Below are 25,240 nucleotides of genomic sequence, written 5' to 3'. Positions count from 1 at the left end.
CAGGTTGAACTCCTCCTCAGAGTCGGCACCCGTGGTGTGCGTAGAGAGATAGAACGTACCCAGGTCGCCAAACTGCACCTTCTTACCCTCCATCAGCTGCTCCAGGATACACGACTGCAACTTGTTGGCAACGCCCAGGCAGACATCGGTGCCATACACCGAGTTGTGTTCCGCCATGTGCTTGCACAGCTCAGGGTAGGTCATGGTCTTCAGCGATACGATGCGGGCATAGACCTTGCCGAACATCTTAGAGTTCTTCACGCGGTTCACATAAGTTTTGTAAAGTACAGGCATAGTGTTAAGGTATTTAATGGTTAAAGTTAATTGTGATTTTGCCGAGGATTTCGTTTGGTGGCCCCATTCGTCCCGTTTGCCGGCATTAAACGCTCCGTTTGGCGCCTCCATCCGTTGTTCCTCAAATGCATTGCAAAGGTACAACAACAACATTGCGGTTGCGGTTTACGAATGAAGGCGAAAGAAAAATTGTATTCGAGAAAATTTTTCCCGCATATGTGGTCATGATGGTCAAGGTCAAAATGGTCAAAATCGAAAACGGAAAGTCAAAATGCTCCACTATAATATAAAAATATATTTTTATATTATAGTGAGTAAATAACCGCGTTTCCGAAATCGAAAATGACCAAAATGACCATGACCAAAATGACCACGTAAAACTCTACTATTTCTTGTTCGAAACAGAAAATGCAACGTTGTGATAAAAATCGTGGCAAAAATTTGGTTATCTGAAATATTATTGCTATTTTTGCCACGGAATAAAAACCTATGAAGAGGAACTAGCAAGGAACTATGAGAGAAGTGATTGGAAGAAATCTGAAGGTGCTGCGTGAAGCAAATGACTTGACGCAAGAGCAGATGTCTAGTTATCTGGGCATCGGGCGTAGTGCGTATGCCAACTATGAGGCAGGCGAACGTGAGGCTCCGCTGGAAGTGCTGGAACGTTCGGCAGCATTGTTGGGCTGCGAATTGGAGCTGCTGTTTGAGCCAGATGCGGAAACGGTAAAAGACCGCATGATGGTTTGCGCCTTCCGCACCGACGGACTGACAGAGGGCGACATGAAGGAAGTGGCACGCTTCAAGCAAGTAGTGCTGGAGTACATGAAAATGCAGAAAATGCTTGGAGAATGAAGAAGTTAGCTAAAGAAATCATCGAGCAGCTGGCGCTAAAAATGCGCTTACAGGCGGGGCTGAATCCGTCTGAGCCTATCCACACGAAGACGTTGCTGCGCAAACTGGGGGTAATGGTGATTTATCGCCCCCTTTCAGAGAAGGCTTGCGGCCTATCAATGCGTTCGTCAGATGGGCGGGCAAAGTTCATGCTCATCAACTCTAACAACTCGCGTGGCCGCCAGCACTTCACTATTTGCCACGAGCTTTTCCATCTCTATTACGACGAAGAGCCGAAACCACATATCTGTGGCACACCCGGAATAGAAAAAGACCCTGCAGAGGTGAATGCCAACGCCTTCGCCTCTACGCTGCTTTTGCCACAGGCAGGTGTTCTGGAGTCAATACCTTCGGAAGAAATCATGAACCGCCACATCACCACAGCCACGATGCTGCGTGTGGAGCAGCTGTTTGGTGTGAGCCATCAGTCACTATGCTATTGTTTGCGCCACTTGCGCCTACTTACCGAAGAGGAACTGCAGGATCATCTGGCCGAGAGTATGGAGATACAGCAGATTGCCACAGACTACGGTTATGATCTCTCGCTCTATCAGCCAGGCAATGAGGGCGTGGTGATAGGTGACTTTGGCGAAAAGGCACGCCTGCTGTTCGAACAGGAGCGCATCTCCGAGGGTCACTATGTCGAACTCTTAAATCTGCTGAAATAGGATGGCAAAGGGTGTGAAGACACAGATTGTATTGGATGCAGATGTAGTGATTCACTTCGCCAAAGGTGGACGGCTCAGTCAGTTGCCCAGCATTTTTCCTGACTACGAATACGTGTTGCTGGAGGCTGTGCACGAGGAATTGCTGTCGGACATCAGGACGCAGATAGACCACCAGATGGCGTTGCTGAAGAATATCACGCTTCTTCCCTTTGCACCTCGTGGCGAAATGCTCCGCGAGTATGCAATACTAAGAAGCCGATTCGGTAAGGGCGAGAGTGCCTGCATGGCCTATTGCCTGTTTACGCACAACGTGATTGGCAGTAGCAACCTGCGCGACATCCGTGCCTATTGTCAGGAGAAAAAGATAGTGTATCTCACCACGATAGACTTCCTTTGGTATGCTTGGTGTAAGCATCTGATGACCACCGACGAGGTTAAGACATTCATGAGCGAAGTAAGGTCGAAAGGAAGCAAACTGCCTGAAGTGGATATAGAGAAGTACGTATGTGAGACGGTTTTGTAAACCGGACACAATAATATTGGAAACATGACAAAGGAAGAATACGAGAGACTATTAAAGTCTGACTATTGGAAAGGTTATTCCTACTCGTTAATTAAAGAGCGAAATTTTACCTGTCAGGACTGCGGTAGAAGTTTTTATAACGAGAGGAATAAACTGCAAGTGCATCATTTGGTGTACCGTGACGTTAATCCTTGGTCATATCGCCCCGAGGAGGTAATTGTGCTTTGCGAGGAATGCCACAAGAAAAGACATGGAATTCCTACGGAGTCAGCAGAAAGCACGTCATATTCACAAAAGCCTTGGGGAGAATATAACAAGAACTATTCTTCCACAACAGATACTAAAGCAGAAACTGTTTTTTCATCGAGGACTCCAAATACCATTCGTGACACATACCCTATTGAACCAGAGCGGCCACATGGTTTTCAGTTCAAATATGTTATTTATGGTATTCTACTCTTTCTTGTTGTAATGATTGGACGAGATTTGCTATTCAAGCAGTCATCTGACAACAACAAATCAACCGACGAGCAAAACGAGTTGGTTATTGAGAATAGTCAAACAACACCTTCAAGTTCGTTCGAAGAAAAAAGGCCTGATTCATACAGGCGATCTTCATCAAAGAAAGAGACGAGGGAGATTGATAATATTTCTTCCACGCCCTCTGCTGACGAAGACGTCATACTCGCAAGCGAAGAACCAACTACGGTAGCAAATACAGCGAAGGTCGAATCACCTAAGGTTGAGCATATTGACGAGCCATCTCACAAAGAGGCAGATAGAGAATTATCTACTTTAGAAATTCTAGAAAGGAAAAATCACGCCGATGTTGTAAGACGTGCTCAACGAGCAGGTGTTAGCACAGAAGGAAGTACCATAGAAATCTTAGAAAGGATTAATCATGCCGATGTAGTTAAACGAGCCAAGCGAGCTGGCGTTAGTACAGAAGGAACTACCATTGAAATACTTGAACGAATCAACCACGCTGACGTGGTGAAACGTGCTCAACGAGCAGGTGTAAGTACAGAAGGCTCTACCATTGACATCCTTGAACGCATCAATCATGCTGACGTCGTTAAACGCGCCAAACGATTAGGCGTAAGCACAGAGGGTAGTACAATTGATATCCTTGAAAGAATCAATCGCAAAGAAATGGAAAAATATAATTACTAAGACTTATGATTACATTCCACAACGCAACTGACGCGGATGGTCATATCATCCATATTGACGAGGTAACGAGAGAAAATCGTGCCGAGCATTACTATTGTGTTGGTTGCGGAGAGGAAATGAGCGCAGTTCTTGGTGATAAACGCGAACATCATTTCAGACACAAAGAAGCTCACTGTAGTTGGGAAAGTTATCTGCACAAACTGGGCAAAAAGCGTTTGAAAGAAAGATTTGACTCTCAGAAGGAATTCATCATCAAATACTTTGTTGAACACCACTGTGATAAGGTAAAAGGATGCAAGCTTGAGTCAATATATAAGGACCAGAAATGTAATCGTAGAGAACAAGTAGCGATTGATTTGAAAAAGCTATTTGACACATGTGAAGAAGAAGTGACCTATAAAGGCTATCGTGCCGACTTAATGCTTTCGAGCAAAGAACATCCAGAACGGGAGCCCATCTTCCTAGAAGTCTCTGTTACTCATGATTGTAAACCAGAGAAGCTGTCGTCTGGCATTCAAATCATAGAGCTGAAGATTGCTGACGAGAAAGACGTGTTGCGCCCGCTTGTTGAGGAGGATAGTTTGTTTGGACGTACCAATCCTCAACAGCCTTACGATTTCAACGCATTGCCACCCATACGGTTCTTTAATTTCAAGCGTATATTCGAGACAGCTCGCCCACTTGAAAGATTCTGGGTAGCACCTGACGACAAAGGTATCCTGCGTGGAAATTGTGTTCAAGACAATTTGACTTGCAGAAACGTCAAAGATAATCATCGTGAGGATTCTATATACGAAGTGGCTATACCTTCTGAAGTCCTCGTCAACAATTGCAAACCAAATCCTTACGAGTTTGGAATGATGAAAGCGATACAAGCAGGCATGGACGTGAAGCATTGCGACATTTGCGATAAGCGAAGCCGTTGCATTCTGAATTTTAACGAAGAAGTCAAAGATGAAAAGACGGGAGAAAAAAACCTTGTACCCCGTCGAGTGCCAATGGCTAGAATCAACGATCAACGTTTGGATAAAGTCGCACAGGCAAGTGGGTGCAAGAACTATGCACATAATCGTTTCTTCGTGTATAAAGTTTTGAGCAATCTCCGTAACCTGCCCTATTGGGAATGGAAGAAAGATTAAGGAACTTAAAAATAATAAAGCCATGGCAAAGCTGACCACCGAAGAATTCATCAAGAGAGCCCGAGAGGTGCATGGGGATAGGTATGACTATTCCAAGGTGGAGTATGTCAACAACCGAGCCAAGGTCATAATAGTTTGCCCAAAACACGGAGAGTTCCCCCAATCTCCTCAAAAGCATTTATCTGGACAGGGATGCCCAAATTGTGGTCTAAAGATATTCGCAAATAGTCGTATTGTATGGACAAAAGAAAAGTGTTTTGAAGTAGCCCAAAAGTGTCATTCTCAAAGCGAATTAAGGGCAAAGTATACATCTGCATACCAAGCAGCAAGCAGGAAAGGGTGGTTAAAGGAATATACATGGTTTGAAGTGTTATGGGAACCCAAGTGGGATAGAGATACATGTTACAATGAGGCAAAGAAATATGATTCACGAGGCAGCTTTAAGAAGGGATGTCCTTATGGGTATAGTTCTGCGCGCAAACATGGTTGGTTAGATGACTATACATGGTTTAATCCTGTAAGGGAACAGAAGCCTGTTGGATATTGGACATATGAACGGTGTTTTGAAGAAGCAAAAAAATGTAAGAGTTTAAAAGATTTTACAGAGAAAGCAAATGGAGCAAAACAATATGCTTCTAAAATGGGCTGGTTAAAAGACTATACATGGTTTGAAAAGCCATTTAGATGGACAAAAGAGCTATGTGAAGAAGAGGCGAGAAAGTATAAAACAAAAGTTGACTTTCTGAAAGCCAATGCTGGGGCATATAAGTATGCATATGAAAATGGACTGTTAAATGTTTTTGACTGGTTTGAAGAAACCAAAAAACCAAATGGATATTGGACTAAAGAAAGATGTGAAGAAGAGTCTCGAAAATACTCTTCAAAAAAGGAGTTCCTAAAAGGATGTCCTGCAGCTCATGCGGCAGCCGCAAAACGTGGATGGTTAGAGGATTTTGTATGGCTTGTAGATAAAAGAATAGATATTATTAAGGATAAGATAGATAGCGTATACGTCTATATCTTCGAAGAGACAAAAACAGCTTATGTAGGAAGAACTTTAATGAGGAGGCAAAAGAAGCGTGACAAGGAACATATATTCAATCTTGAAGCTGATAATGTTGCACGTTATGCAAAAAAACATAATATACCTGTTCCTCCGATGATAGTATTGGAGTCTTTTCTAACCTTAGAAGAAGGACTGGATAGAGAGGACTATTGGCGTAAATGGTATGAGCAACATGGATATAAGATGCTCAATCGATTGGCAACAGGAATTGGGAAAGGATCTCTTGGAGCTATCAGTCAAGGAAAATGGAATAAAAAGAGGTGTTTTGAAGAAGCACAAAAGTATAAATCTGCTCATGAATTTGAGGAGGCAAATGGTAGTGCTTATGCTGCTGCACAAAGAAATGGGTGGATAAAAGATTACATTTGGTTTGATGTTCTTTGGGAACCGAAATGGGACAAAGATACATGTTATCAAGAGGCAAAAAAGTACAGAACCCGTGGAGAATTTCAAAAAGGTTCTCCTGGTGCATATGTAAAATCTTTAAATAAAAGATGGATAGAAGAGTATACATGGTTACATCATCGTCAAACCAAGCCTGCAGGTTATTGGGATAATTATGAGCACTGCTATGAGGAGGCCAAGAAGTATAAAACTAGGTCTGCTTTTCAAAAGAAATGTCAAGGAGCATATTCTAAAGCATTGAAAAACGGTTGGCTTGATGATTATGTGTGGTTTGAAGAAAGACCCAAGAATAATTATTGGAATAGAGAAACCTGTTTGGAAGAAGCAAAAAAATATAATAGTGCATCGGAATTTGCAAGACATGCAGTAAGGGCGTATGAATTGTCTAAAGCAAATGGATGGAACAAGGATTATACGTGGTTTGTTAAACTTACAGGTTTTTGGACATATGAAACATGCTACGAAGAAGCCAAGAAATACACAAAACGAAGTTATTTCAAGGAAGGAAATCGTGGAGCCTATACTAAAGCCAGAGTGAATGGTTGGCTTGATGACTATACATGGTTCGACGAAAAGCCCAGAATGAATTATTGGAATCAAGAGACTTGTTATGATGAGGCAAAAAAATACCAAAGTATTACAGAGTTTCAAAAGGGATCTGTGGGTGCATACCAAAAGGCATTGAAAAATGGCTGGCTTATCGAATATACGTGGATGAAACAACATATACGTTCATGGTCATATGAAGCATGTAAATCTGAAGCTAGCAAATATGAAAGTAAAATTCAGTTTAAGAATGCAATGCCTGGAGCTTATAAAAAAGCGAGAGAAAAGGGATGGCTTGATGATTTCTTTCCGGAAACAAAATCAAGTAAAAGTAAGTAACAGGTAAAAAAGGAAGTGTTATGAATACAGAAACAGTAATTGTCATAGGAAATGGTTTCGATTTGGATTTAGGATGGGATACCAGCTATAAATCCTTTTATATAAAACATGATGGCTGGAAAATGCATAGAAGGGATGAAGACGATCTGTTCCAATATGTTATTAAGCAAGTTCCTGGTAACTGGTTTGACTTTGAACGCACCCTGCATGAGTATGCCTTGCATAGATCCGAGAACCCTTTCTCGAAAGATGATACCGATAAATTTGATAGAGACATTCAAGATTATAATACCTTTAAGGATCAATTAGCATGTTTTATAACTGAAGGTTCAAAATATCCAGTGAAAAAAGATTCACATGCATATAGACTCCTAGAAGCATATGTTAGAGCTAAAAGAAATACAACTGCGACCCATTTTTTCCCAATTAGACTGTTTTCTTATAATTATACTCCATTATTACAAGTCCTTTTGGATATTGATCCTAGTGTGAAAGCAGGATACACTCCTGTACATGGAATGGTTGAAAGAAATAATATTATATTCGGCTTTCATGATGATTCTAATGTGCCAAAAGAATATCGTTCTCTTCAAAAGTCGATGGACGAGAACTATCAATCAAGTGATATCGTTACGGAATCTTTGCAGGCTAAAACAATTATTTTTTTTGGTTTGTCTTTAGGTTATATCGATGGGGTATATTTTAAAAACCTTTTTGAACAAATATCGAATCTTGCAAATCCTCAAATGATAAATAAACGTGTAGTGTTTATAACTAAAGACACTGAATCAGAAATAAATATCAAGAGTAATTTGCTTGATGCGAAAATCAATTTACAGCTTCTGTTTAATTCAAACCGTGTGGATTTTATATATACTGATGACAGTCAGAAAAATAAAACAGAAACGATATTTGAAGGGTTATTAAACAGTATTAGTAAGTGACATCACAAATATGATGTAACATTTTCGAGTTTCCCATACTATAATATAGAAGGCTGATGGTTGAGGTATGATGGCTGATGCGATAATAAAGCAAAGAATAAAAACGTTGTAGAAATGAAGTAAGACGAGATATGAAAGAAGAAATAGGAAATAACAAAGGAGAGATTATCATCTATCAGTCAGAGGATGGTAAAATAAGGCTCGATGTCAGGTTGGAGGAGAAAACCGTATGGCTGACACAGGAACAAATTGCTCAGCTGTATGGTAAGGGCAGATCAACGATAACAGAACACATCTCTAACATCTTCAAGGAAGGAGAATTGGAAAGAGAGAAGGTATGTCGGAAATTCCGACATACCACTCAACATGGTGCTGTAGAAGGGAAGACACAGAGTCAAGAAGTGACACTCTATAACCTCGATGTCATCATTTCCGTTGGCTACCGGGTGAAGTCTATTGTGGGCACTCGCTTCCGTCAGTGGGCTACAGAGCGGCTGGCGGAATACATCATCAAGGGCTTCACGATGGACGATGAGCGACTGAAGAATCTTGGTGGTGGGGGCTACTGGAAAGAGTTGTTGGATCGTATCCGTGACATCCGTTCATCTGAGAAGGTGATGTACAGACAGGTGCTTGACCTCTATGCCACCAGTGTTGATTATGACCCACGGACAGATGCGTCGAGATTATTCTTTAAGATGGTGCAGAACAAACTGCACTATGCAGCTCACGGACATACGGCTGCAGAGGTGATTTATGATCGTGCGGATGCTGACAAACCCTTTATGGGATTGACATCGTTCAAAGGTGAATTGCCTTGCATTAACGATATTAAGATTGCAAAGAATTATCTCACGGCTGAGGAACTGAAGATATTGAATAACATCGTTTCTGGATATTTTGATTTTGCAGAGACTCAGGCCCTTCGTCATCGACCTATGTATATGGAAGACTATGTTCGTCAGTTAGACAACATCTTGTCTGCCAATGGCGATGAACTGCTGGAAGGGGCAGGCTCTGTATCTCATGAGGAAGCAATGAATAAGGCTTTAATTGAGTACAGGAAATTCCAAGTGAAGACATTGTCGCCAGTAGAACAGGATTATCTAGAGTCTATCAAACTCATTGAGAAGAAAACCAAGAAGAAAGGCAGCAAGGGTGGTATGTAACATTTTCGTGTTTTCCATACTATAATAAGATGTAAGATGTTAGAAGTAAGATGTAAGAAGAAGTCACGGATCTACGGAAACAAGGACTCACGAATCTACGGAGTCACGAAATAAGAACGGAATAAAAACGATATAATGATATGAGCGACGAACAGAAATACACCATTCAGGGCTTGGATGAATACATCCGCCAAGGGGAGCCGCAGCAGCGTGAGCGTAGCGAGGCATGGAAGGTGCCCCAAAGTGCAAAATTGAGCGATGAACTGCCTCCAAAGTGAAAAAAATGCACTTTAGAAGAAGTGGCGGTGCTATGGACAGATTACAACAAATCGAAGAGAAGTAAAAACGATGATTATAGATGAATAGAGAACGATACCAACATATATTTATAATGCTTCGTGAGGAGATTAAAAGTAACGACAGCGTTGAATGGTTTACTTTTAAGCAAATGAGTCAGGACGTGGAAGTGATGATTGCCAACGGCATGATGAGTTACGTTCACGAGCAGATGCAGAATTTTTACGAGGAATACCTTTGGAAGACATTCGAGTCACACAAAGCGTGGAGTTTTATAGACTTTGTAGCTCATCGAGATGACTTTTTCGGTGAATGGGCTACGGGAAAGATTGACCTCATGAAACTTACAGAGGCGTGGATAGAAAGAGACGACAGTCGTACATTACTGTCACTATTGTCACGTTTGGGACAGACTGGATATGAAACTAACTGGCAAGTACTGCGCGCTCTGCTTGACGAGAAACTGCGCCGTATGGAGGTGGAAGGTACTCGTAATGGTGTGAAAGAGACAGGATATTTTTATTGTCTGCTCCATGCTTTCACGATGATTATGATGTCGGAACAATCATTGGAGGATAAGATGCGGTTGCTTGAACAGTTTTCTCGGCAGTGGGCTTTTCTGCGTACAGTATATTCTGTGATGGTAAGACGTATTGTAGGGCTAAACTACACTAACTTTGCCCAGTTAGCTCAATACGTTGTTGGTGGTCAGCAAGACTTTGACCCTTTCCTGCATCTGTTTCACGCTCCATTAAAGGAACGCTTCGAGGAGCTTGTTGAATTGGGGACAAAACGTGAAAGCCTTACAAGGGCTTTGGATAAAATTGAGAAACGGATGAATAACACGCAACAGTCAGCTGATTTGGACGTTCTTTGTGAAGTGCTGTTCCCCGAAGAATTCTGCAACATGCTCAATATGCACCGTATGCCAAGCTATCACGAGTTGGAATCTGAGATAGACAGGATAAGGGTAGAACTAGATAGTACTCAAGAAACGATGAACAGACAAGCCCAAGAGATGGCTGTTCAACTGAGTGCAGCAGTGAATGCTTCTGTACCTATTGATGTTATTGAACAAAGACTGCTGATATTCCCATCTGGCACCGCCCTTAGTGTTTATATGCCTCTGAACACCATGTTACAGGTAAATCCAGCCTGGCAAGCTCATTCAGAGAGCATCCTACAGAAAATCCTTGCCAAGCAGCAGCAAGAGTTACAACTATCAATGAATATCACGGCACAACCAGGATCGAACGTGAATGGTATAGTGCAACAGCAAATGAATAACAATATTCTCCCTAATAAACAAATTTCAGCATGAACGAACCGAAAATAAATATCAATGTAATGCCTGGTGCCCAGATGAACGGGTACGTGAAGGAACAGCACAACTACTTCGGCAACGTTCAGAAGCTTACTAATAGTGAGGTTAAGGAAAGTCCTGTTGTTGACGCAGAAGTGGTGACAACTAACAATCCTATTCATCAGGAGGCAAAGGAACGTAACGGTAAACCAACTTTCTTCATTCATCCGTCGGTGGATGCTAATCAAGAGTGGCAGATTCACGACGAGATAGTGCGTTTGGTGGCTCGTCAGGGAATACAAGAGATTTGCAAGTATCTTACGCAACTGAGTGATGATAAGAAAGTGCTACTTCCGCAGAATGCCGAGAGGGCGTACAATGAACTTGTGAGATTGGGAATGCCCGATACCGAGGGATATGCTCTAAAGACATTCATGAAGCACTATAAGAGATAAACGACACGAGCAGATTGCAGCGTCGGTATAAGCATCAGAATCTATAAGGTTCTGGTGCTTTTTTTGTGCCCTTCACAGAGCAGAACGGAGAATAATAGAGAATTTTAGAAAAAGGCAGAGAATGTTGGAGAAGGCCTTTTTCAAAGCCATCTAACTGCGAAGAATAGTATTTACCTTTGCATCGTCGAACAACGACAAAGTGATATTTGAGCTTTCGCTCTTCACTCGCTGATACGGTCTTTGACTTATTGATACAATGGAAACAAAAATCTTGAAAGTGGTACGCCAGGGCGAGGCCTTCAGCGTACAGAGTTCTAAACAGGAGTCGGGCAGCATTCAGAAGTGCAACATTGTGTTGCGCGAACTGGGTGACTCGAAGTTTGAAAACGAGTATGTGTGCGTCATGCTGGGCAATCTGGCGGCGTGCAGGTTCTACGAAGGTGATGTGGTTGCGGCCACCCTTCGTTTCTCTACACACGAGTATCAGGGGCAGGTGTTCCAAGAGATTCTTGCTACTGATATTGTGAAGATTTAATTATTTTGGGGCCGCCTACGGCGGGAAATTTTCCAGAATTGGAAACAAAATTTTTCATTTTATTTTTCTTGTCTGACACAAGCCGAAGGGATATATAATCATGTTTAATTTTGAATCGAATTTTGAAAAATTTCCCTGCGAAGCAGGCTTTTAAAACAACAAACCTTTGAGTTGAAGTGAGGAGGATATTCTCGAGTAAATGGCCAAGGAATCTGAAACTTCTTCTCGCTTAAAAATTCAAAGTTATGAGAAAGATTATTTTTTCTACAAAGAGACAAGTTTCGCTGGATGGTTTGATGACCATCGGCATGTTGGAGAACGGACTCAGGACGGCAGACTTCATGTGCTGCGAGGATGTTGAGATAGGGGTGTTCTCAGGAACTTTCAAGGTGGAGGGCAAGCGCGACGGCAACGTGTATATGACGGAGAAGCCCAAGCGCACGCGTAACAAGGCCATCTTCCGCGATGACAACGCTTCGCTGTCACAGGGGCAGGACAAGCGCTGGTACTTCTACTTCTCGTTAGATGAGGACCAACTGGAGCAGTTGCCCGAGAAGCTGGTGCATCAAGCGAGTGCGATAGCACAGAAGGTGATTCGTGAACTGATTAAAGGAAGGGGTTACAGACTATGATATCGTATTGCAAGAATGGCAAGTCGGCGCAAGTGCTGGCTTGCCCTGAGGAAACGCTGAACGGGATTTTGGACTCGCCGGAGGTGGCCGAGGTATGCCAAAGGTTGACCCAGGTGGACCACGATAGCGACGAGGCGAAGACGCTGAAGCAGCAACTGCCGCTGCTGATGTTTATGGCTAATTACACCGACGGACACCGACACGCTAAGAGTGCTGTACCCACGAATATGGCCTATCTGGACTTGGACGAACTGAATGGCGAAGACCCGCGCGAGGTGTGGAAGCGATTGGTGCAGACGCTGTTGCAGCTGGAACTGGAGCATCTGATAGTATTGGTACACGTGAGCTGTTCGGGTAAGGGGTTGCGCATCGTGTATATCATTCCGAGTCAGTTCGCGCACCTGAAGCCAACGGAGCGTATAGACCAGTCGAAACAGTGGTTGGCTGCAAAACTGGGCGTAACCGATGATTCTAAGACAAAAGACCTGGCTCGCGGCTCGTTCGCCGTACCGAGAAGCTACGTGCTCTACGGCCCCGACAAGCGACTGTTTGAGGAGAATGTGAGCGCGAGTGTGAAAGAGGGGTTGCTTGATGGAAGAGGTAAGATGGAAGATGGAAACTCTCTGCCCTCAGACGTCAGCCCTGAACCTTCGGGAAAACAGTTCCCGACACATTACCACGGCATTCCCTTCACGGACATCATCGCGAAGTATTGGGAGGTGAACAACCGAGGGTTTGAACCCACGCAGGGCGACCGCGACACGCTGACCTACCAGTTGGCCTGCGACCTTCGCCACATCTGCGGACGTAACTTTGAATGGCTCGACCAGGTGATTCCCTGCTACGACGGTTTTACACCAGAAGAGAAGCGGGCGAAGATCAAGAGCGCGCTGAGTTCGGAGTTCAACGGGTTCCCTACAAGGTTGAGGAATGTGCTGAATGCGCTGTCTATGTCCCCTAAGTTCTTTGCAAAGCAAAGCGGCATAGCCGAGCGAGGGGACGACAGGGGGCTGAACGACGGAATTGATGATGACGATTGTTCAGACCCCCAACCCCCTAACTTAGGGGGCTTAGGCAGAATGCCGCAGGGCATCCGCGAATCAATTGATGCCGTTGGTCCTCAGCTGGCTATGCCGGTGGTGACGGCCATCTGCCCTTGTATCGGTACGCTGGCTACGGGGGTGCAGCTGGATGTGCATGGTAAGAAGCGCGGACTGAACCTTATCTCTTATATCGCAGGCGACTTCGCCAGCGGTAAGGGTTCGATAGACCCTGTGGTGGAGGCCTGGATGAGCGAGGTGGCTGCGCTCGACAGGATGTACCAGATGCAGGAGGACGAGTGGCGCGCCAAGAAGCGGGCGGCGAAGAATAAGAAGGAGCAGCCCGAGGAACCGAAACTGCCGGTGCGCTGTCTGACGCTGAACAATACCGTTGCCAATCTGGCCGAGCGACTGGCTAATACGGAGGGCAAGCACGCTTTTTCGTTCACGCCCGAGGCCGACACGGTGGCACAGAAGTGGAAATCGACGATGAGCGACTTCTCCGTGATGCTGCGCCAAAGCTACGACGGCACGAAGTACGAGCGCGAAGCGCGCAGTGCTGATGCGGTGAACGTGCATATAGACAAGTTGCTTTGGAACGTGTGTATGTGTGGCACCCCCGATGCACTCTATCGTGTGGTGAACAACTATACCGACGGATTCCAGAGTCGTATAGCCGTTGCCCGCACACCCGACAATACCTTTGCACCGCTTGAGGACAAGCCCCACGTGCTGACCGACCGCCAGCGCGAGCGCATCCGGCAGATAGCTCATCTGTTACCGCTGATGTATGGCGAGGTGGTGCTGCCAAAACTGGAGGCAAAGGGTCGTGAGTGGGTGGAGCGCATCCGCGTGGAGACGATGAAGAACGACGACCGCACGCGTGCCCGTCAGCGCTTCCGTGTGTGCGTCACAGCCCAAAGAATGACCTGCTGCTTGATGCTGTGCAAGGTGTGCGAACAGCTGATTCAGAAGCACGGACTGACTGGTGCCGAGGCTCAGCTGAAGCAGCAGCCCGACCTGTGGAAGGTTCTGTTGATGAAGGCGCAGACACCCACGATGCTGGAGGCCTACGACGTGATAGCCGACTCGCTGCTGGAGAATGCGCTCTACTTCTTCCGCGACCGCATAGAGAACGCCTTTATGAGTCGCGACTATGCAGGTGGTATGAATGGCGACCGCCAGAAGCGTGGTAAGAACGACTCTATCTTCGAGCGACTGGACCTGCAGTTTACCTTCGAGCAGGCTATGCAGCACTCGGTGGCGGTGAAGGGTGCCAACGTGACTCACAATACCGTCCGACAGATGCTGAAGAACTGGCGCAAGCAGGGACTGGTAGTGCTGGAACAGGATGGAAAGTACAGGAAGAATGGATAAAAGTGCACAGCGGAACCGACCCAGTGCACAGCAGAACCGACCCTATTGTGCACTTTGGTCAAAATGGTCAAGGCTGCGATTAAGCGAGAGCAATGATGCTTGCATCAATTGCCGAGTGTGAGCAGTCTCGATATTGAAAATATCAAGGTCAGAATGGTCAAAATGGTCAAAATCGAAAACACCCAAGAATGCTTTGTGGTGCTCTGGCGAAAGCTGGAGCGCACGAGGCGCCTCTTCGGAGGTCAGTATAAGCGCTTCTGCATCAGAAACGTGCTGAAGGCGTGGTTTGGTCCCGAGGCTACCGACGACTTCATCTGGAAGGTGTGCCACATGGCGGTGGTCGATGACGAGCCGCAGGAGGGCTGGAACGAGCTGCCCGTGCCCAGTCTTTATCCGCGCCGTCATCGCGAACTCCTGCGGGCTATCGTGGCTGTCAGTCTGGGCATCAGTTGTTGGAAGGTCAATCTGAAAGCGCTCGACCGTGCTTACAGCGAGGTCTTCCCGAACAGTACATCAATTAATATTAATAAAAAGAAGAAAAGAAACCCCTTTCTTTGAACCGCCTACGGCGGGAAGTATAGCATCCGCTGAACTCCCCTCCCTTCCGCTCGAGAGCTCTGCTCGCTTGCTACCGAAGGGACGCAAGAATGGGAGGGGTGGGGCCTGTATCTCCATTGGTAGTTAGAACAACACTGACCCCACCCCCGACCCCTCCCCTACATGGGAGGGGAATGGCTGCGCAAGGTTCAAGCTAAGAAAACAACCGCACAGGTTGAAAAATTTGACTTTCCCTGTCGGCCATCGAGCTATACCTTCCCTGCGAAGCAGGCTAATCTTCTGCACTATCGAAGCAGGCTAAGCTCACAAGCTCCCCTCCCTTCAAGGGGAGGGGCAGGGGTGGGGTCTGTATTTCCATTGGCAGTTAGAACAACACTGACCCCACCCCCAACCCCTCCCCTACATGGGAGGGGAGGGGCTGCGCAAGGTTCAAGCTAAGAAAACAACCGCACAGGTTGAAAAATTTGACTTTCCCTGTCGGTCGTCGAGCTATACCTTCCCTGCGAAGCAGGCTTCATTCGGTAGGAGGGCTATAACCAATAAACATTAAACAAAATGAGTTTACCAAGAGGAATCAGAAATAATAATCCTTTGAACATTCGTCGTTCTAAGGATAAGTGGCAGGGCTTGAGAGCCCAGCAGACAGACGCAGCGTTCTGTCAGTTTGAAACAATGGCGTATGGCTGGCGCGCAGCCTTCGTGCTGCTGACGCGCACGTACTACCACACGTATCGGCTGTTTACCATCCGAAACATTATCAGGCGGTGGGCGCCGCCAGGCGAGAACAACACGGAGGCGTATATCCGCAACGTGTCGAGACTCACGGGCATAGACCCCAACGAGCCTCTGGGCATACCGAGCGACAAGCCGGGACGATGGATAGCCTTAGGTCTCGCGATGGCGATGCAGGAGAATGGGGCTGACGCCACACTAGACACCTTCGCCGTGTTGCGAGGGTGGGAGATGAGGATGGAGTGACCCCTCCCTTCCGCTCGAGCTCTGCTCGCTTGCTACCGAAGGGACGCAAGAAGGGGAGGGGCAGGGGTGGGGTCTGTATCTCCATTGGCAGTTAGAACAACACTGACCCCACCCCCGACCCCTCCCCTACATGGGAGGGGAGGGGCTATTTCTTTTTCACCCATCCGTCGGGTCCTATCTTAAAAAATATTAGAAAATCCATGATTTTGGTTAGCTGACGCTGGATACCTAAAAAAAATATCACGTTTTTTAGGTATTGTAACAAATCTTAATTCAGCTTACCTTTGCAGCCGAAATTGACACGCATAAGAAAGCATAAGGAAGCATGAAAACATTATTGATGACATCTGTGCTGGCGCTGTCGTGTGTAAGCGCTGCAGCACAAGAGAAAAAACTAACTATTGGCGGCTATGGCGAGGCTGTGATGACTCGTAATTTCTATAGCCAGAGCTTTAACCGTTATAAGAAACCAGAAAACTATGCTAATGACGATAGTCACGGGCGTTTCGACTTACCTCATGTGGTGCTGAACCTGGGCTATGACTTCGGGCATGGTTGGACCATGGGATCGGAGATCGAATTTGAACATGGAGGCAATGGCACGGCTGTAGAGATCGAGGCTGAAGAGGCTGGCGAGTATGAGGCTGAGGTTGAGAAGGGCGGCGAGGTGAACATCGAGCAGTTCTGGATCAACAAAGCTTTTGCCGGTGGTAAGTTCAACGTGAAGATGGGCGAGATTATCGTGCCTGTGGGCTATAGCAATGCGCACCACGAACCGAACCAGTTCTTTGGTGTCTATCGTCCTGAAGGCGAGTCCACTATTCTGCCCAACACGTGGCACCAGGTGGGACTGTCGCTCTGGGGCCGACTGAATGGATGGCGATACGAGGCACAACTGCTGTCGGGATTGAACAGCGAGAGTTTCACTGCCGAGGATTTTGTGCACTATGGTGCTACTAGCCCCTACGAATTTAAGGTGGCTAACAACTATGCTGTAGCTGCGCGCGTAGATAATTATATGGTAAAGGGACTGCGACTAGGATTGAGCGGCTACTATGGCTACACCTTCCGCAACTCGCTGCGCACGCCAGGCACCAAGTATGACGATGTACACGGAGCATTGGGCATCGTGGCGCTCGACTTTACGCTGAACCGCTGGAACTGGCTTGTGCGTGGAAATGTGGATTATGCTCACTTTGCTGATGCTGACGAAATTTCGGCCTACAATCAAGCCAACTGGACACACCATAAGTATCAGGATGGCAACCCTCATCACTACACAAATATAGGTAGTCATGCACTTGCTTATGCACTGGAGGCTGGCTATAACGTGATGCCGTTGATGACTAGACGTCAGGCTGGGGCGGGGCAGTCTTTGTGGCTCTTCGGACGATTCGAACACTACAACACAATGGCCTCTGGCACCTATGCTTCGATGTATAAACACACCAAGCGCTATCGTGCGGCTGTGGGTGTGAATTATTCGCCAGTGAAACAGATCACGCTGAAGGCTGAATACGCCTACCGCTTCTTCGAAAAGCCCAATAATAGTGGTCTCGCTGCCGACAGCCCGCTGTATAAACAGCCCTATAACAACGAGCCTAGCGTTAGTATCGGTGTGACTTATACCGGATGGTTTATGTAAACGGACAATCTTTCTAAATTTAATAATTAATACAACAAATGAAAACAAACAATGTTTTGAAAATGGCAGCTTTGACTGCCGTCATTTCTACGGGCTTTATCTCTTGCTCAAACGACGATGAAGCCGATGTAACAATCGTCAATGGTACTCAAGCTGCATTGAACCAGGCTTGCGACGACTGGAAGGTGGCACGCGCCAATTGGGAAAATACAGAGGCTTTCCTCTTTGGTGCTGCTGATGTGTACTCTATCGATCCACATACTGACACTTGGCCGGTGGCAGCCAACGACTTGGCTGATGTGCTGCGTGACGCAACAGCGATGAGTAATTTAGACAATTTTATCAAGACGGCTAACTCAGGTATTCTTGGCTATCACGGATTGGAATATGTGCTCTTCCGACAGGGGGCACCACGTGACATCAACCAGATCACTAACCTTGAATATGACTATATCTGTGCCGTGGCTAAAGACCTCTATCATGCTACTGCCACACTCGAGGCTGCTTGGGACTCGAAGGAGAGTAATGCCGAGCGCCACCAGATAGCACTCGACTATGTGGCTACACACAACTCTATTAATGACGATGGCGATGTGGAAGGTGCACTGGATGGCTTTCAGAACTTCGGACGCGCTTTCAAGAATCCTGGAACTGGCGACTGGGCCACTGCTCTCGATGCTACACTGGAGATTATCTCGGGTTGTCAGGATATTATCGGTGAGGTGGGCGACTCGAAAATAGGACTGCCTTTCACAGGCCAAGATGCCACCTACATCGAGTCTCCTTATGCCTATAACTCTATTACAGACTTTTACGACAATATCATCTCATGCAAGAACGCACTTTATGGTAGCATGAACGCCGTGACGCCTAACCAGAATTCTGTGATATACTTCTGTCAGAATGCAGGCAATGCCACACTGAAGACTCAGGCTAATACAGCTGTTTCAAAACTGGATAATGCCCTGGCAAAAATCAAGGCTATGAAGGCTCCCTTCGCCGTTAACTACTCTGATGCCTCATGCAGTGATGCTATCGAGGCTCTGGGTGAACTGGATGCTGCGCTGGATGAAATGGCAGAGACTCTGAAAGCTTATGCCGGCAACGCCACTGTTGAGCAGCAGTGCAAGGTGATTAATGAGAACTATGTAGATAATGTCGTACTGGCCACCTATCGCACGTTGGCTGATAATGCACAGAAGTTGTATAATAGCATTGTGAAGATTAAAAAATAATTAATTAAATATCATTATATGAAGAGACTATCATTATTTGGTAGTGTGCTGTTATCTACAATCATCACTGTTGGATGTTCCAGCAGTGATGGTTCCGTTGAACCACTGACGTGGGAAATCGGCGACCCAACAGCCACTGACTACCCTGAGGACTACTATGCCGGTGGACAGCTCGGTACCACCGCTGTGAACACAGCCACCGCCTTTGAACAGCCTACCAAGGCTGTTGTTGATGCAGGCATGATGACTGCCTTCAACGAGGGTGAGTACTTGTTTGAGAAAGACTACAACACCAACACCGATGGAGCCTTCCACGGACTAGGACCTGTATTTGTGCGTCGCGGTTGCTTGTATTGTCACCCTGGTTATGGACATGGTGCACGTCAGACAGAGTATAAGGCTGACAATCACCGAAATGGTTATCTGTTAGTGATCTATGATAAAACCACTAATGCCTATATTCGTTCGGTGGCTGGTATGCCTCAGACAGTTGCAGTGAAGCCATTCAAGGCTCCTATTGATGAGAACCAAATCAAGATTGCGTGGAATGAATATACCGACGAGTGGGGCAACAAATTCCCCGATGGCGAGACTTACTCGCTGATTTATCCTGAGGTGACCATCCCTTATAGCGCTTACTACGCACCCGTTGCTGTGGGCCGTGGTGGCAGCGACGTGATTTTGTCAGAAGATGAGTACAATAATGATGTAGTCGTTCGCTTGGAATCTACCATTGGAATCTATGGCACAGGTTTGACAGACGCCATCCCCGATGCAGACATCACTGCTCAGTGGGAGAAAGAGGGCAAGTATTTCAACAGCATTGGTAAGACAGACGCCCTAAACCCTGCTATGTGGGATCAGGCTAACGGCAAGTGGAACAGCTACTACTCTAACTCTCTTCAGGGCGATGGCACTAAGTATGTGCGACGCTATACTTATGCGATGTCGCGCGGACCGTTGATGGATGCTGCTGGTGTGAATGCCATTTGGAACATCACCAATGTGACACGTTCTGACCGTCGCTATCATTATCTCGACCTGGCTGGCACATACTATGCTACACAGTCGTCTAAAGACCCTGAGGTGCAGGCTGGTTTTACGGAATATATCACTCGATTGGATCCGCTGAAAAAGCATCCTGAATGGCATACAGGTAATTTGGAGAAGGATATCTATACTTATCTCACCAGCAAGCAGCAGGATGTAGAGATGACCGACGAGCAGTTTAAGAACTTTGCCATTTGGCATCGCGGATTGGCCGTACCGGCTGCACGTAACACTACTACCGAGGACTTTAAGAAAGGTAAGGAATTGTTCTCGCAGATTGGTTGTGCTGCCTGTCACCGTCCGTCGTGGGAGACTGGCGATGACCACCTGCAGGACCCCAACAAGTTCTTCAAGGACGACAGCGAGCTACCTCGCTATCCTCACCAGAAGATTTGGCCATATACTGACTTTGTGCAGCATCGTTTGTGGATGAAGAACGACCTTCGTACCGGATGGTGTCGTACCACACCGCTATGGGGACGCGGACTGGCTGCTAAGTGTGGTAGTGGCGTAGAACGCTTGCACGACTGTCGTGCGCGCAACGTTCTAGAAGCCATCATGTGGCATGGATGCAGAAACGAGGGCGGTACCAGCGATGCGTATAATGCCGTTACAAAGTTCCGTAGCCTATCGAAGAAAGAACGCGATCAGCTCATCTTCTTCATTGAATCGATTTAAAGAATATAATGAAAAGAATACTCTTTATTCTATATCCTCTCATCATTGTCTGCATTGCAGCAGCTACCATTGTCGAGAAATATCTAGGTACCGAGTTCGTGGGTCAACACATCTATGGAGCCTGGTGGTTTTCTGCTTTGTGGGCAGTGATGACGGTGGTAGGCTGCGCATACATGGTGCAGCAACAACTCTACAAACGATTGGCTGTGATGCTGCTGCACGCGGCCTTTGTGGTGATTCTCGTTGGCGCGCTGGTGACTCATCTCACCGCGCGTCGCGACACCATTCATCTGCGCATTGACGTTCCTAGCGAGCTGGCGTCGGGCACGATTCTGACACTCAAGTCGTTCCAAATCGTAAACTATCCCGGTACAGATGCTCCATTAGATTATCAGAGTGTAATTAGTTGTGGCGCTAAGGAGGTGACCGTTTCGATGAACCATATTGGCAATATTGATGGTTATCGCTTGTTTCAGTCTAGCTACGATTCTGATGGCGAAGGTGTGACGCTGGGTGTGAGCTATGATCCTTATGGTATTGCCATCACTTACAGCGGCTACCTATTACTGCTGATAGGCATCATAGCCACGCTGTTCTCGCGTCGTACACAGATGCGTGCTCTATACCGTAAGGCTGTAGCCGGTGTGGTTTTGCTGTTGTGCGCCGTCAGCGTAAATGCAGAAGAGCCGCTGCCAGTAGTCGATCATGACATAGCCCAACGCATGGGCACCATACAGATTCTTTATAACAACCGCATCTGTCCAATGAATACTGTGGCTACCGACTTTGTGATGAAGCTGACTGGTAGCGCCAGCTGGAACGGCTATACAGCAGATCAAGTGTTTACGAGTTGGATGATTTACTACATGCCTTGGGAGGCTGCGATGAAACCTTATTTGCAACCTAATAAGGAAACGATGAGTGCCAAGGAGAAGAAAAAACTGGCCGAGCGCCAGGCCGTGGTGGAGATGTTCTACGGCGGTGAGTATATAAAGATGTTCCCATATCGTATTGGTCACGATGTAAATTGGTATATGCCAGGTGCACACGCCTTGCCACGTGAGATTCCAGTGAAGGAACAGTTCTTTATCAAACAGTCTATGGACTTTCTGACAGAGGCTATCGTCACTGGTCAGCACGAACGTGCGTTGGAGATCATAGCTAAGATAAAACTGTTTCAGCGAGAGATGGTTGGCGAGGTGTTGCCTTCGGGTGGCGAGACACAGGCTGAACTGTTCTATAATTCATTGCGTGCTCAGAAGTGGCCCGTCATGCTTTCGCTGACGTTTAGCCTGCTATTGTGTATGGCAATGCTCTTCACAACCAAGTGGCGCTACTCGGTTAATATAGCCTTGTGGGCTCTTCACGTGATGCTGCTGATATACCTTACGTTACAGTTGGCTCTGCGTTGGTGGTTGGGTGGACATATACCTGTGAGTAACGGTCCAGAAACTATGTTATTTATGGCATGGGTGGTGGTACTTTTTTCGGTAGCCTTACATCGCCAATTTAATATCATCATGGGTTTCGCTCCTCTCATCGCCTCGTTCTGTATGTTGGTGGCCATGATGGGAGGCAGCAGTACGCAATTAACGCCTTTGATGCCAGTGTTGCAGTCGCCTCTACTGTCAATCCACGTGATGACGGTGATGTGTGCGTATTCCATTTTTGCGCTTCAGGTATTGTTAGGTGTCTATGCTTTTTGGGCCCACGACCTGGAACGTATTACAGCTCTTTCGCAGCTATTGCTCTATCCTGCTATATTCTTGCTTACCATTGGCATCTTCCTAGGTGCCGTATGGGCCAATGTGTCGTGGGGCAACTATTGGTCATGGGACCCCAAGGAGTCGTGGGCGCTGATTACGATGATGGTTTATGCTGTGCCATTACACAAAACATCGATACCTCTGATGCGCAATGCACGCTATTACCACATCTACATCGTTGGTGCTTTCGTAGTTGTGTTGATTACCTATTTTGGTGTTAACTATCTATTAGGGGGTATGCACAGCTATGCTTAAATGCTTTTTTAATTCTGCTTTTTGTCGTCACTAAGAAAAAAATGTGTAACTTTGCAGTCCGAAAATATGAACAATAGATAGACTGCACGTAAGGATGACAGACAATCATAACAAATGGGTGGCTTGCTGGGGCAATGCTACTTCTATCACCGACCGACGTGAGGCCCGCTATGCGAAAGACCTCACGTTGCGTTATCCCATACAGATGCCTTTCGACGGATCACAACTTCGCTTCCGTTTCTCGAATCTCACAGGTACAGAACCTGTGACGCTGACAAAGGTTTTTGTGAACCACACACCCATTACTTTTGGTGGCGAAATGGGTGTTCGTTTGATGCCAGGAACTGAGACTCAGAGCGATTCTGTCATCTTGAACGTCAAGAGTGGTGAGACTATTGCGGTAAGCATATATTTGGCGGATTATACGCAAATGAATAGCGGTACGCTCATTACGGGACCACTGTCGCATGGATATTTTGCCTATGGCGATTATGCAGAGTCGGACGAGCTGCCTCTGGATCTATCTCGCCGTACGAACTGGTTCTACTTTCTGAACACCATCGACGTGTTTACTTCTGACCGCTGTAGGGCTGTGGTGTGCTATGGCGACTCTATTACGGCTCAGTCATGGCCTGACTATATGGCACAAAAGCTCTTAGGCTCTGAAATAGCTGTGATACGTCGTGCCGTTAGTGGTACACGCATTTTGCGTCAGTACGATTGCATTACCTATCAGGCTTATGGGCTAAAAGGTGCCACTCGTTTTCCTGTAGAAATGCGCGTCAGCGGTGCCACGGATGTTATCATACAACATGGTATCAATGATATCATACACCCTGTGGGCACTGATATAAATCCCTTCCGTCCGTGGAGTGATCTACCCACTGTTGAAGAGATGATACGTGGCGTGGAGGATATCTATGTGAAGCCTGCCAAAGCGATGGGGCTGCGTGTTTGGAGTGGTACCTTGTTGCCAATAGAGGGCTGGCGTACATATAATGAAAAGCGTGAGCAGATGCGTCAGCAGTTCAATGAGTGGTTGCGTACGTCGTCTGTCTTCTACGGTTGCATAGATTTTGATGCTTCCGTGCGAGATAGGCTAAATCCAAAGGCTTTTGCCACAGGTTTTGATAGTGGCGATCATCTGCATCCTAGTGAACAGGCATACGAGGCTATGGCAGATGCTGCTATCGCAAAAATGTTTTGACTCGACTTATATACTCCGCCTTGTGTTCCTTGTAAGATACGGCGTGGTCTGCTCCTTCTGAAATCCAAAGTGATTTCTTACCAGGCTTTGCTTTGAAGAGTGGGTACACCATGTTGGTGGGCACAAATGAGTCTTGGCTACCATGAATAAAAAGCATGGGATAATGACATTTCGCAACCTGTTTTAAGGCTGATGCTTCGCCAAAACTCCAATCGTAGCGTAACTTACAGAGCAAGCTGGTAGAATACATCAGCGGAAATGATGGTAGTCCAAACTCTTCCTTCAATTGCATGGCAAATTCATCCCATACAGACGTATAGCCACAATCCTCAACAAAACGCAGATCATGGATGTCATTAGGCATTGGTTCGCCTGATAGCATCATGGTAGTGGCAGCACCCATTGACACACCGTGCACCACCATTGTGTCTGCGAGAAAAGCCGTTAGCCACTCTTTCACGTCGAGACGATCTTTCCATCCCATACGAATAGCGTCTCCTTCGCTCTCACCGCAAGCGTGTAGTTCTGGCATAACCACATTATAGCCCAACTCATGTTCATATATACGTGCCAACCATAAGAACTTAATTGCGCAGTCACGCCAACCATGAACCACTACTGCAGTCTTATGGCTTCCTCTGTTTACATAGAATCCATGCATTCTTCTTCCATCGTTCATGGTTAGGAAAGTGTCGCGAAATGCGTTAACACGTACTAATGAATCCATCCAAACTTTGCTTTCAGGGTAGTTTTTAAACTGCTGTCTGAAGCATGAATCACGGTCGGTTCTGTTGGCATCTGGAGCCAACGAATAGTCGAGCATATAGAAACTACCGCCTATTATAGCAAAAATGAGCAATGCTACAATAGTCAAAACAATGATGATAGCTTTCTTCTTCATTAGTCTTGTAGTTTAATCGTAAACTATATCGCAAAGGTATATTTTTTTTGATAATGTACCAAATCACACTGGTATTTTTTGTTTTTTTTGTTCTCACTTTTTTTCGCTTTTCATATGAACTCTCTTTTTCATCATCCTGCATTTCGTTGAAATGATTTGGCTGTTGACTGA

The 25,240-nt window shown here is 46.2% G+C and carries 23 protein-coding genes; 21 read left to right on the top strand and 2 right to left on the bottom strand.

Annotated features, from left to right (window positions below; all coding sequences use genetic code 11):
- Positions 1–294: HU family DNA-binding protein (locus T496_RS0109155; protein WP_027450488.1), on the bottom strand; the 294-nt coding region annotated here is incomplete at its 3' end.
- A 513-nt stretch (positions 295–807) separates the two neighbouring features.
- On the opposite strand from T496_RS0109155, the gene T496_RS0109145 reads away from it, so the two are divergent.
- The 21 genes from T496_RS0109145 (at position 808) to T496_RS0109045 (ending at position 24,168) form a co-directional block, all read left to right on the top strand.
- The gene (locus T496_RS0109145) at positions 808–1,146 is read left to right on the top strand and encodes a helix-turn-helix domain-containing protein (protein WP_027450487.1); all 339 of its coding nucleotides are present in this window, start codon (positions 808–810) and stop codon (positions 1,144–1,146) included.
- On the top strand, positions 1,143–1,853 hold the full coding sequence (locus tag T496_RS0109140) for an ImmA/IrrE family metallo-endopeptidase (RefSeq protein WP_044110966.1): 711 nt from the start codon (positions 1,143–1,145) through the stop codon (positions 1,851–1,853). The genes T496_RS0109145 and T496_RS0109140 overlap by 4 nt, the downstream gene beginning before the upstream one ends.
- Position 1,854: 1 nt before the next feature.
- Entirely contained in the window at positions 1,855–2,376 is a 522-nt protein-coding gene (locus T496_RS0109135) for a hypothetical protein (RefSeq protein ID WP_027450485.1), read from the top strand.
- A gap of 24 nt (positions 2,377–2,400) precedes the next feature.
- A complete protein-coding gene (locus tag T496_RS0109130) occupies positions 2,401–3,549 on the top strand; it encodes an HNH endonuclease (RefSeq protein ID WP_027450484.1) in 1,149 nt (382 codons plus the stop codon).
- Between the two features lie 5 nt (positions 3,550–3,554).
- Positions 3,555–4,688, top strand: a complete 1,134-nt coding sequence (locus T496_RS0109125) for a competence protein CoiA family protein (RefSeq protein ID WP_027450483.1) — start codon at positions 3,555–3,557, stop codon at positions 4,686–4,688.
- A gap of 22 nt (positions 4,689–4,710) precedes the next feature.
- Entirely contained in the window at positions 4,711–7,044 is a 2,334-nt protein-coding gene (locus tag T496_RS0109120; RefSeq protein WP_027450482.1) for a hypothetical protein, read from the top strand.
- Between the two features lie 20 nt (positions 7,045–7,064).
- Positions 7,065–7,988, top strand: a complete 924-nt coding sequence (locus tag T496_RS0109115; protein WP_081783602.1) for an AbiH family protein — start codon at positions 7,065–7,067, stop codon at positions 7,986–7,988.
- A 131-nt stretch (positions 7,989–8,119) separates the two neighbouring features.
- Positions 8,120–9,157 carry a virulence RhuM family protein gene (locus T496_RS0109110; RefSeq protein ID WP_027450480.1) on the top strand — a complete coding sequence of 346 codons (1,038 nt, stop codon included), beginning with the start codon at positions 8,120–8,122 and terminating at the stop codon, positions 9,155–9,157.
- 140 nt (positions 9,158–9,297) lie between these two features.
- A complete protein-coding gene (locus tag T496_RS14965) occupies positions 9,298–9,435 on the top strand; it encodes a hypothetical protein (RefSeq protein ID WP_155808808.1) in 138 nt (45 codons plus the stop codon).
- 80 nt (positions 9,436–9,515) lie between these two features.
- On the top strand, positions 9,516–10,775 hold the full coding sequence (locus T496_RS0109100) for a hypothetical protein (protein WP_155808806.1): 1,260 nt from the start codon (positions 9,516–9,518) through the stop codon (positions 10,773–10,775).
- Positions 10,772–11,212 carry a hypothetical protein gene (locus T496_RS0109095; protein ID WP_027450478.1) on the top strand — a complete coding sequence of 147 codons (441 nt, stop codon included), beginning with the start codon at positions 10,772–10,774 and terminating at the stop codon, positions 11,210–11,212. Before T496_RS0109100 ends, T496_RS0109095 begins: the two co-directional genes overlap by 4 nt.
- 256 nt (positions 11,213–11,468) lie before the next feature.
- Positions 11,469–11,747, top strand: a complete 279-nt coding sequence (locus tag T496_RS0109090; RefSeq protein ID WP_027450477.1) for a hypothetical protein — start codon at positions 11,469–11,471, stop codon at positions 11,745–11,747.
- A 245-nt stretch (positions 11,748–11,992) separates the two neighbouring features.
- Positions 11,993–12,379 (top strand): hypothetical protein, encoded by a 387-nt coding sequence (locus T496_RS0109085; protein ID WP_155808804.1) that lies wholly within the window; start codon positions 11,993–11,995, stop codon positions 12,377–12,379.
- On the top strand, positions 12,376–14,796 hold the full coding sequence (locus tag T496_RS13820; RefSeq protein ID WP_052342158.1) for a DUF3987 domain-containing protein: 2,421 nt from the start codon (positions 12,376–12,378) through the stop codon (positions 14,794–14,796). Before T496_RS0109085 ends, T496_RS13820 begins: the two co-directional genes overlap by 4 nt.
- 162 nt (positions 14,797–14,958) lie before the next feature.
- Complete coding sequence (locus T496_RS0109075) at positions 14,959–15,354, top strand: hypothetical protein (protein ID WP_027450475.1); 396 nt, start codon at positions 14,959–14,961, stop codon at positions 15,352–15,354.
- Between the two features lie 555 nt (positions 15,355–15,909).
- On the top strand, positions 15,910–16,332 hold the full coding sequence (locus tag T496_RS0109070; RefSeq protein ID WP_027450474.1) for a hypothetical protein: 423 nt from the start codon (positions 15,910–15,912) through the stop codon (positions 16,330–16,332).
- A gap of 325 nt (positions 16,333–16,657) precedes the next feature.
- On the top strand, positions 16,658–17,977 hold the full coding sequence (locus T496_RS0109065) for a hypothetical protein (protein WP_044110964.1): 1,320 nt from the start codon (positions 16,658–16,660) through the stop codon (positions 17,975–17,977).
- A gap of 38 nt (positions 17,978–18,015) precedes the next feature.
- Positions 18,016–19,212, top strand: a complete 1,197-nt coding sequence (locus T496_RS0109060; protein WP_081783601.1) for an imelysin family protein — start codon at positions 18,016–18,018, stop codon at positions 19,210–19,212.
- An 18-nt stretch (positions 19,213–19,230) separates the two neighbouring features.
- The gene (locus T496_RS0109055; protein ID WP_027450471.1) at positions 19,231–20,940 is read left to right on the top strand and encodes a di-heme oxidoredictase family protein; all 1,710 of its coding nucleotides are present in this window, start codon (positions 19,231–19,233) and stop codon (positions 20,938–20,940) included.
- Positions 20,941–20,948: 8 nt separating this feature from the next.
- Positions 20,949–22,961 carry a cytochrome c biogenesis protein CcsA gene (gene ccsA, locus T496_RS0109050; protein WP_027450470.1) on the top strand — a complete coding sequence of 671 codons (2,013 nt, stop codon included), beginning with the start codon at positions 20,949–20,951 and terminating at the stop codon, positions 22,959–22,961.
- A gap of 94 nt (positions 22,962–23,055) precedes the next feature.
- Positions 23,056–24,168: an SGNH/GDSL hydrolase family protein gene (locus T496_RS0109045; protein ID WP_027450469.1), complete on the top strand. Its 1,113-nt coding sequence runs from the start codon at positions 23,056–23,058 to the stop codon at positions 24,166–24,168.
- On the opposite strand, the gene T496_RS0109040 is transcribed toward T496_RS0109045, so the two are convergent.
- Complete coding sequence (locus tag T496_RS0109040) at positions 24,149–25,069, bottom strand: alpha/beta hydrolase (RefSeq protein ID WP_027450468.1); 921 nt, start codon at positions 25,067–25,069, stop codon at positions 24,149–24,151. The two genes, T496_RS0109045 and T496_RS0109040, sit on opposite strands and share 20 nt — an antisense overlap.
- Positions 25,070–25,240 lie beyond the last annotated feature (171 nt).

Origin of the sequence: Xylanibacter brevis P6B11 (assembly GCF_000621825.1) — a bacterium.
GTDB lineage: Bacteria > Bacteroidota > Bacteroidia > Bacteroidales > Bacteroidaceae > Prevotella > Prevotella brevis.
The sequence above is the reverse complement of the archived record's forward strand: the minus strand, read 5'-3'. Positions and strand labels throughout refer to the sequence as shown.

What these genes read in the sequence shown, in the direction of transcription:
- T496_RS0109055 (WP_027450471.1), top strand. Translation starts at nt 19,231, where the DNA reads ATGAAGAGACTATCATTATTTGGTAGTGTGCTGTTATCTACAATCATC.
- T496_RS13820 (WP_052342158.1), top strand. Translation starts at nt 12,376, where the DNA reads ATGATATCGTATTGCAAGAATGGCAAGTCGGCGCAAGTGCTGGCTTGC.
- T496_RS14965 (WP_155808808.1), top strand. Translation starts at nt 9,298, where the DNA reads ATGAGCGACGAACAGAAATACACCATTCAGGGCTTGGATGAATACATC.
- T496_RS0109090 (WP_027450477.1), top strand. Translation starts at nt 11,469, where the DNA reads ATGGAAACAAAAATCTTGAAAGTGGTACGCCAGGGCGAGGCCTTCAGC.
- T496_RS0109145 (WP_027450487.1), top strand. Translation starts at nt 808, where the DNA reads ATGAGAGAAGTGATTGGAAGAAATCTGAAGGTGCTGCGTGAAGCAAAT.
- T496_RS0109085 (WP_155808804.1), top strand. Translation starts at nt 11,993, where the DNA reads ATGAGAAAGATTATTTTTTCTACAAAGAGACAAGTTTCGCTGGATGGT.
- T496_RS0109135 (WP_027450485.1), top strand. Translation starts at nt 1,855, where the DNA reads ATGGCAAAGGGTGTGAAGACACAGATTGTATTGGATGCAGATGTAGTG.
- T496_RS0109040 (WP_027450468.1), bottom strand. Translation starts at nt 25,069, where the DNA reads ATGAAGAAGAAAGCTATCATCATTGTTTTGACTATTGTAGCATTGCTC.
- T496_RS0109130 (WP_027450484.1), top strand. Translation starts at nt 2,401, where the DNA reads ATGACAAAGGAAGAATACGAGAGACTATTAAAGTCTGACTATTGGAAA.
- T496_RS0109075 (WP_027450475.1), top strand. Translation starts at nt 14,959, where the DNA reads ATGGTCAAAATCGAAAACACCCAAGAATGCTTTGTGGTGCTCTGGCGA.
- T496_RS0109095 (WP_027450478.1), top strand. Translation starts at nt 10,772, where the DNA reads ATGAACGAACCGAAAATAAATATCAATGTAATGCCTGGTGCCCAGATG.
- T496_RS0109140 (WP_044110966.1), top strand. Translation starts at nt 1,143, where the DNA reads ATGAAGAAGTTAGCTAAAGAAATCATCGAGCAGCTGGCGCTAAAAATG.
- T496_RS0109045 (WP_027450469.1), top strand. Translation starts at nt 23,056, where the DNA reads ATGACAGACAATCATAACAAATGGGTGGCTTGCTGGGGCAATGCTACT.
- T496_RS0109120 (WP_027450482.1), top strand. Translation starts at nt 4,711, where the DNA reads ATGGCAAAGCTGACCACCGAAGAATTCATCAAGAGAGCCCGAGAGGTG.
- T496_RS0109100 (WP_155808806.1), top strand. Translation starts at nt 9,516, where the DNA reads ATGAATAGAGAACGATACCAACATATATTTATAATGCTTCGTGAGGAG.
- T496_RS0109110 (WP_027450480.1), top strand. Translation starts at nt 8,120, where the DNA reads ATGAAAGAAGAAATAGGAAATAACAAAGGAGAGATTATCATCTATCAG.
- T496_RS0109125 (WP_027450483.1), top strand. Translation starts at nt 3,555, where the DNA reads ATGATTACATTCCACAACGCAACTGACGCGGATGGTCATATCATCCAT.
- T496_RS0109115 (WP_081783602.1), top strand. Translation starts at nt 7,065, where the DNA reads ATGAATACAGAAACAGTAATTGTCATAGGAAATGGTTTCGATTTGGAT.
- T496_RS0109065 (WP_044110964.1), top strand. Translation starts at nt 16,658, where the DNA reads ATGAAAACATTATTGATGACATCTGTGCTGGCGCTGTCGTGTGTAAGC.
- T496_RS0109070 (WP_027450474.1), top strand. Translation starts at nt 15,910, where the DNA reads ATGAGTTTACCAAGAGGAATCAGAAATAATAATCCTTTGAACATTCGT.
- ccsA (WP_027450470.1), top strand. Translation starts at nt 20,949, where the DNA reads ATGAAAAGAATACTCTTTATTCTATATCCTCTCATCATTGTCTGCATT.
- T496_RS0109060 (WP_081783601.1), top strand. Translation starts at nt 18,016, where the DNA reads ATGAAAACAAACAATGTTTTGAAAATGGCAGCTTTGACTGCCGTCATT.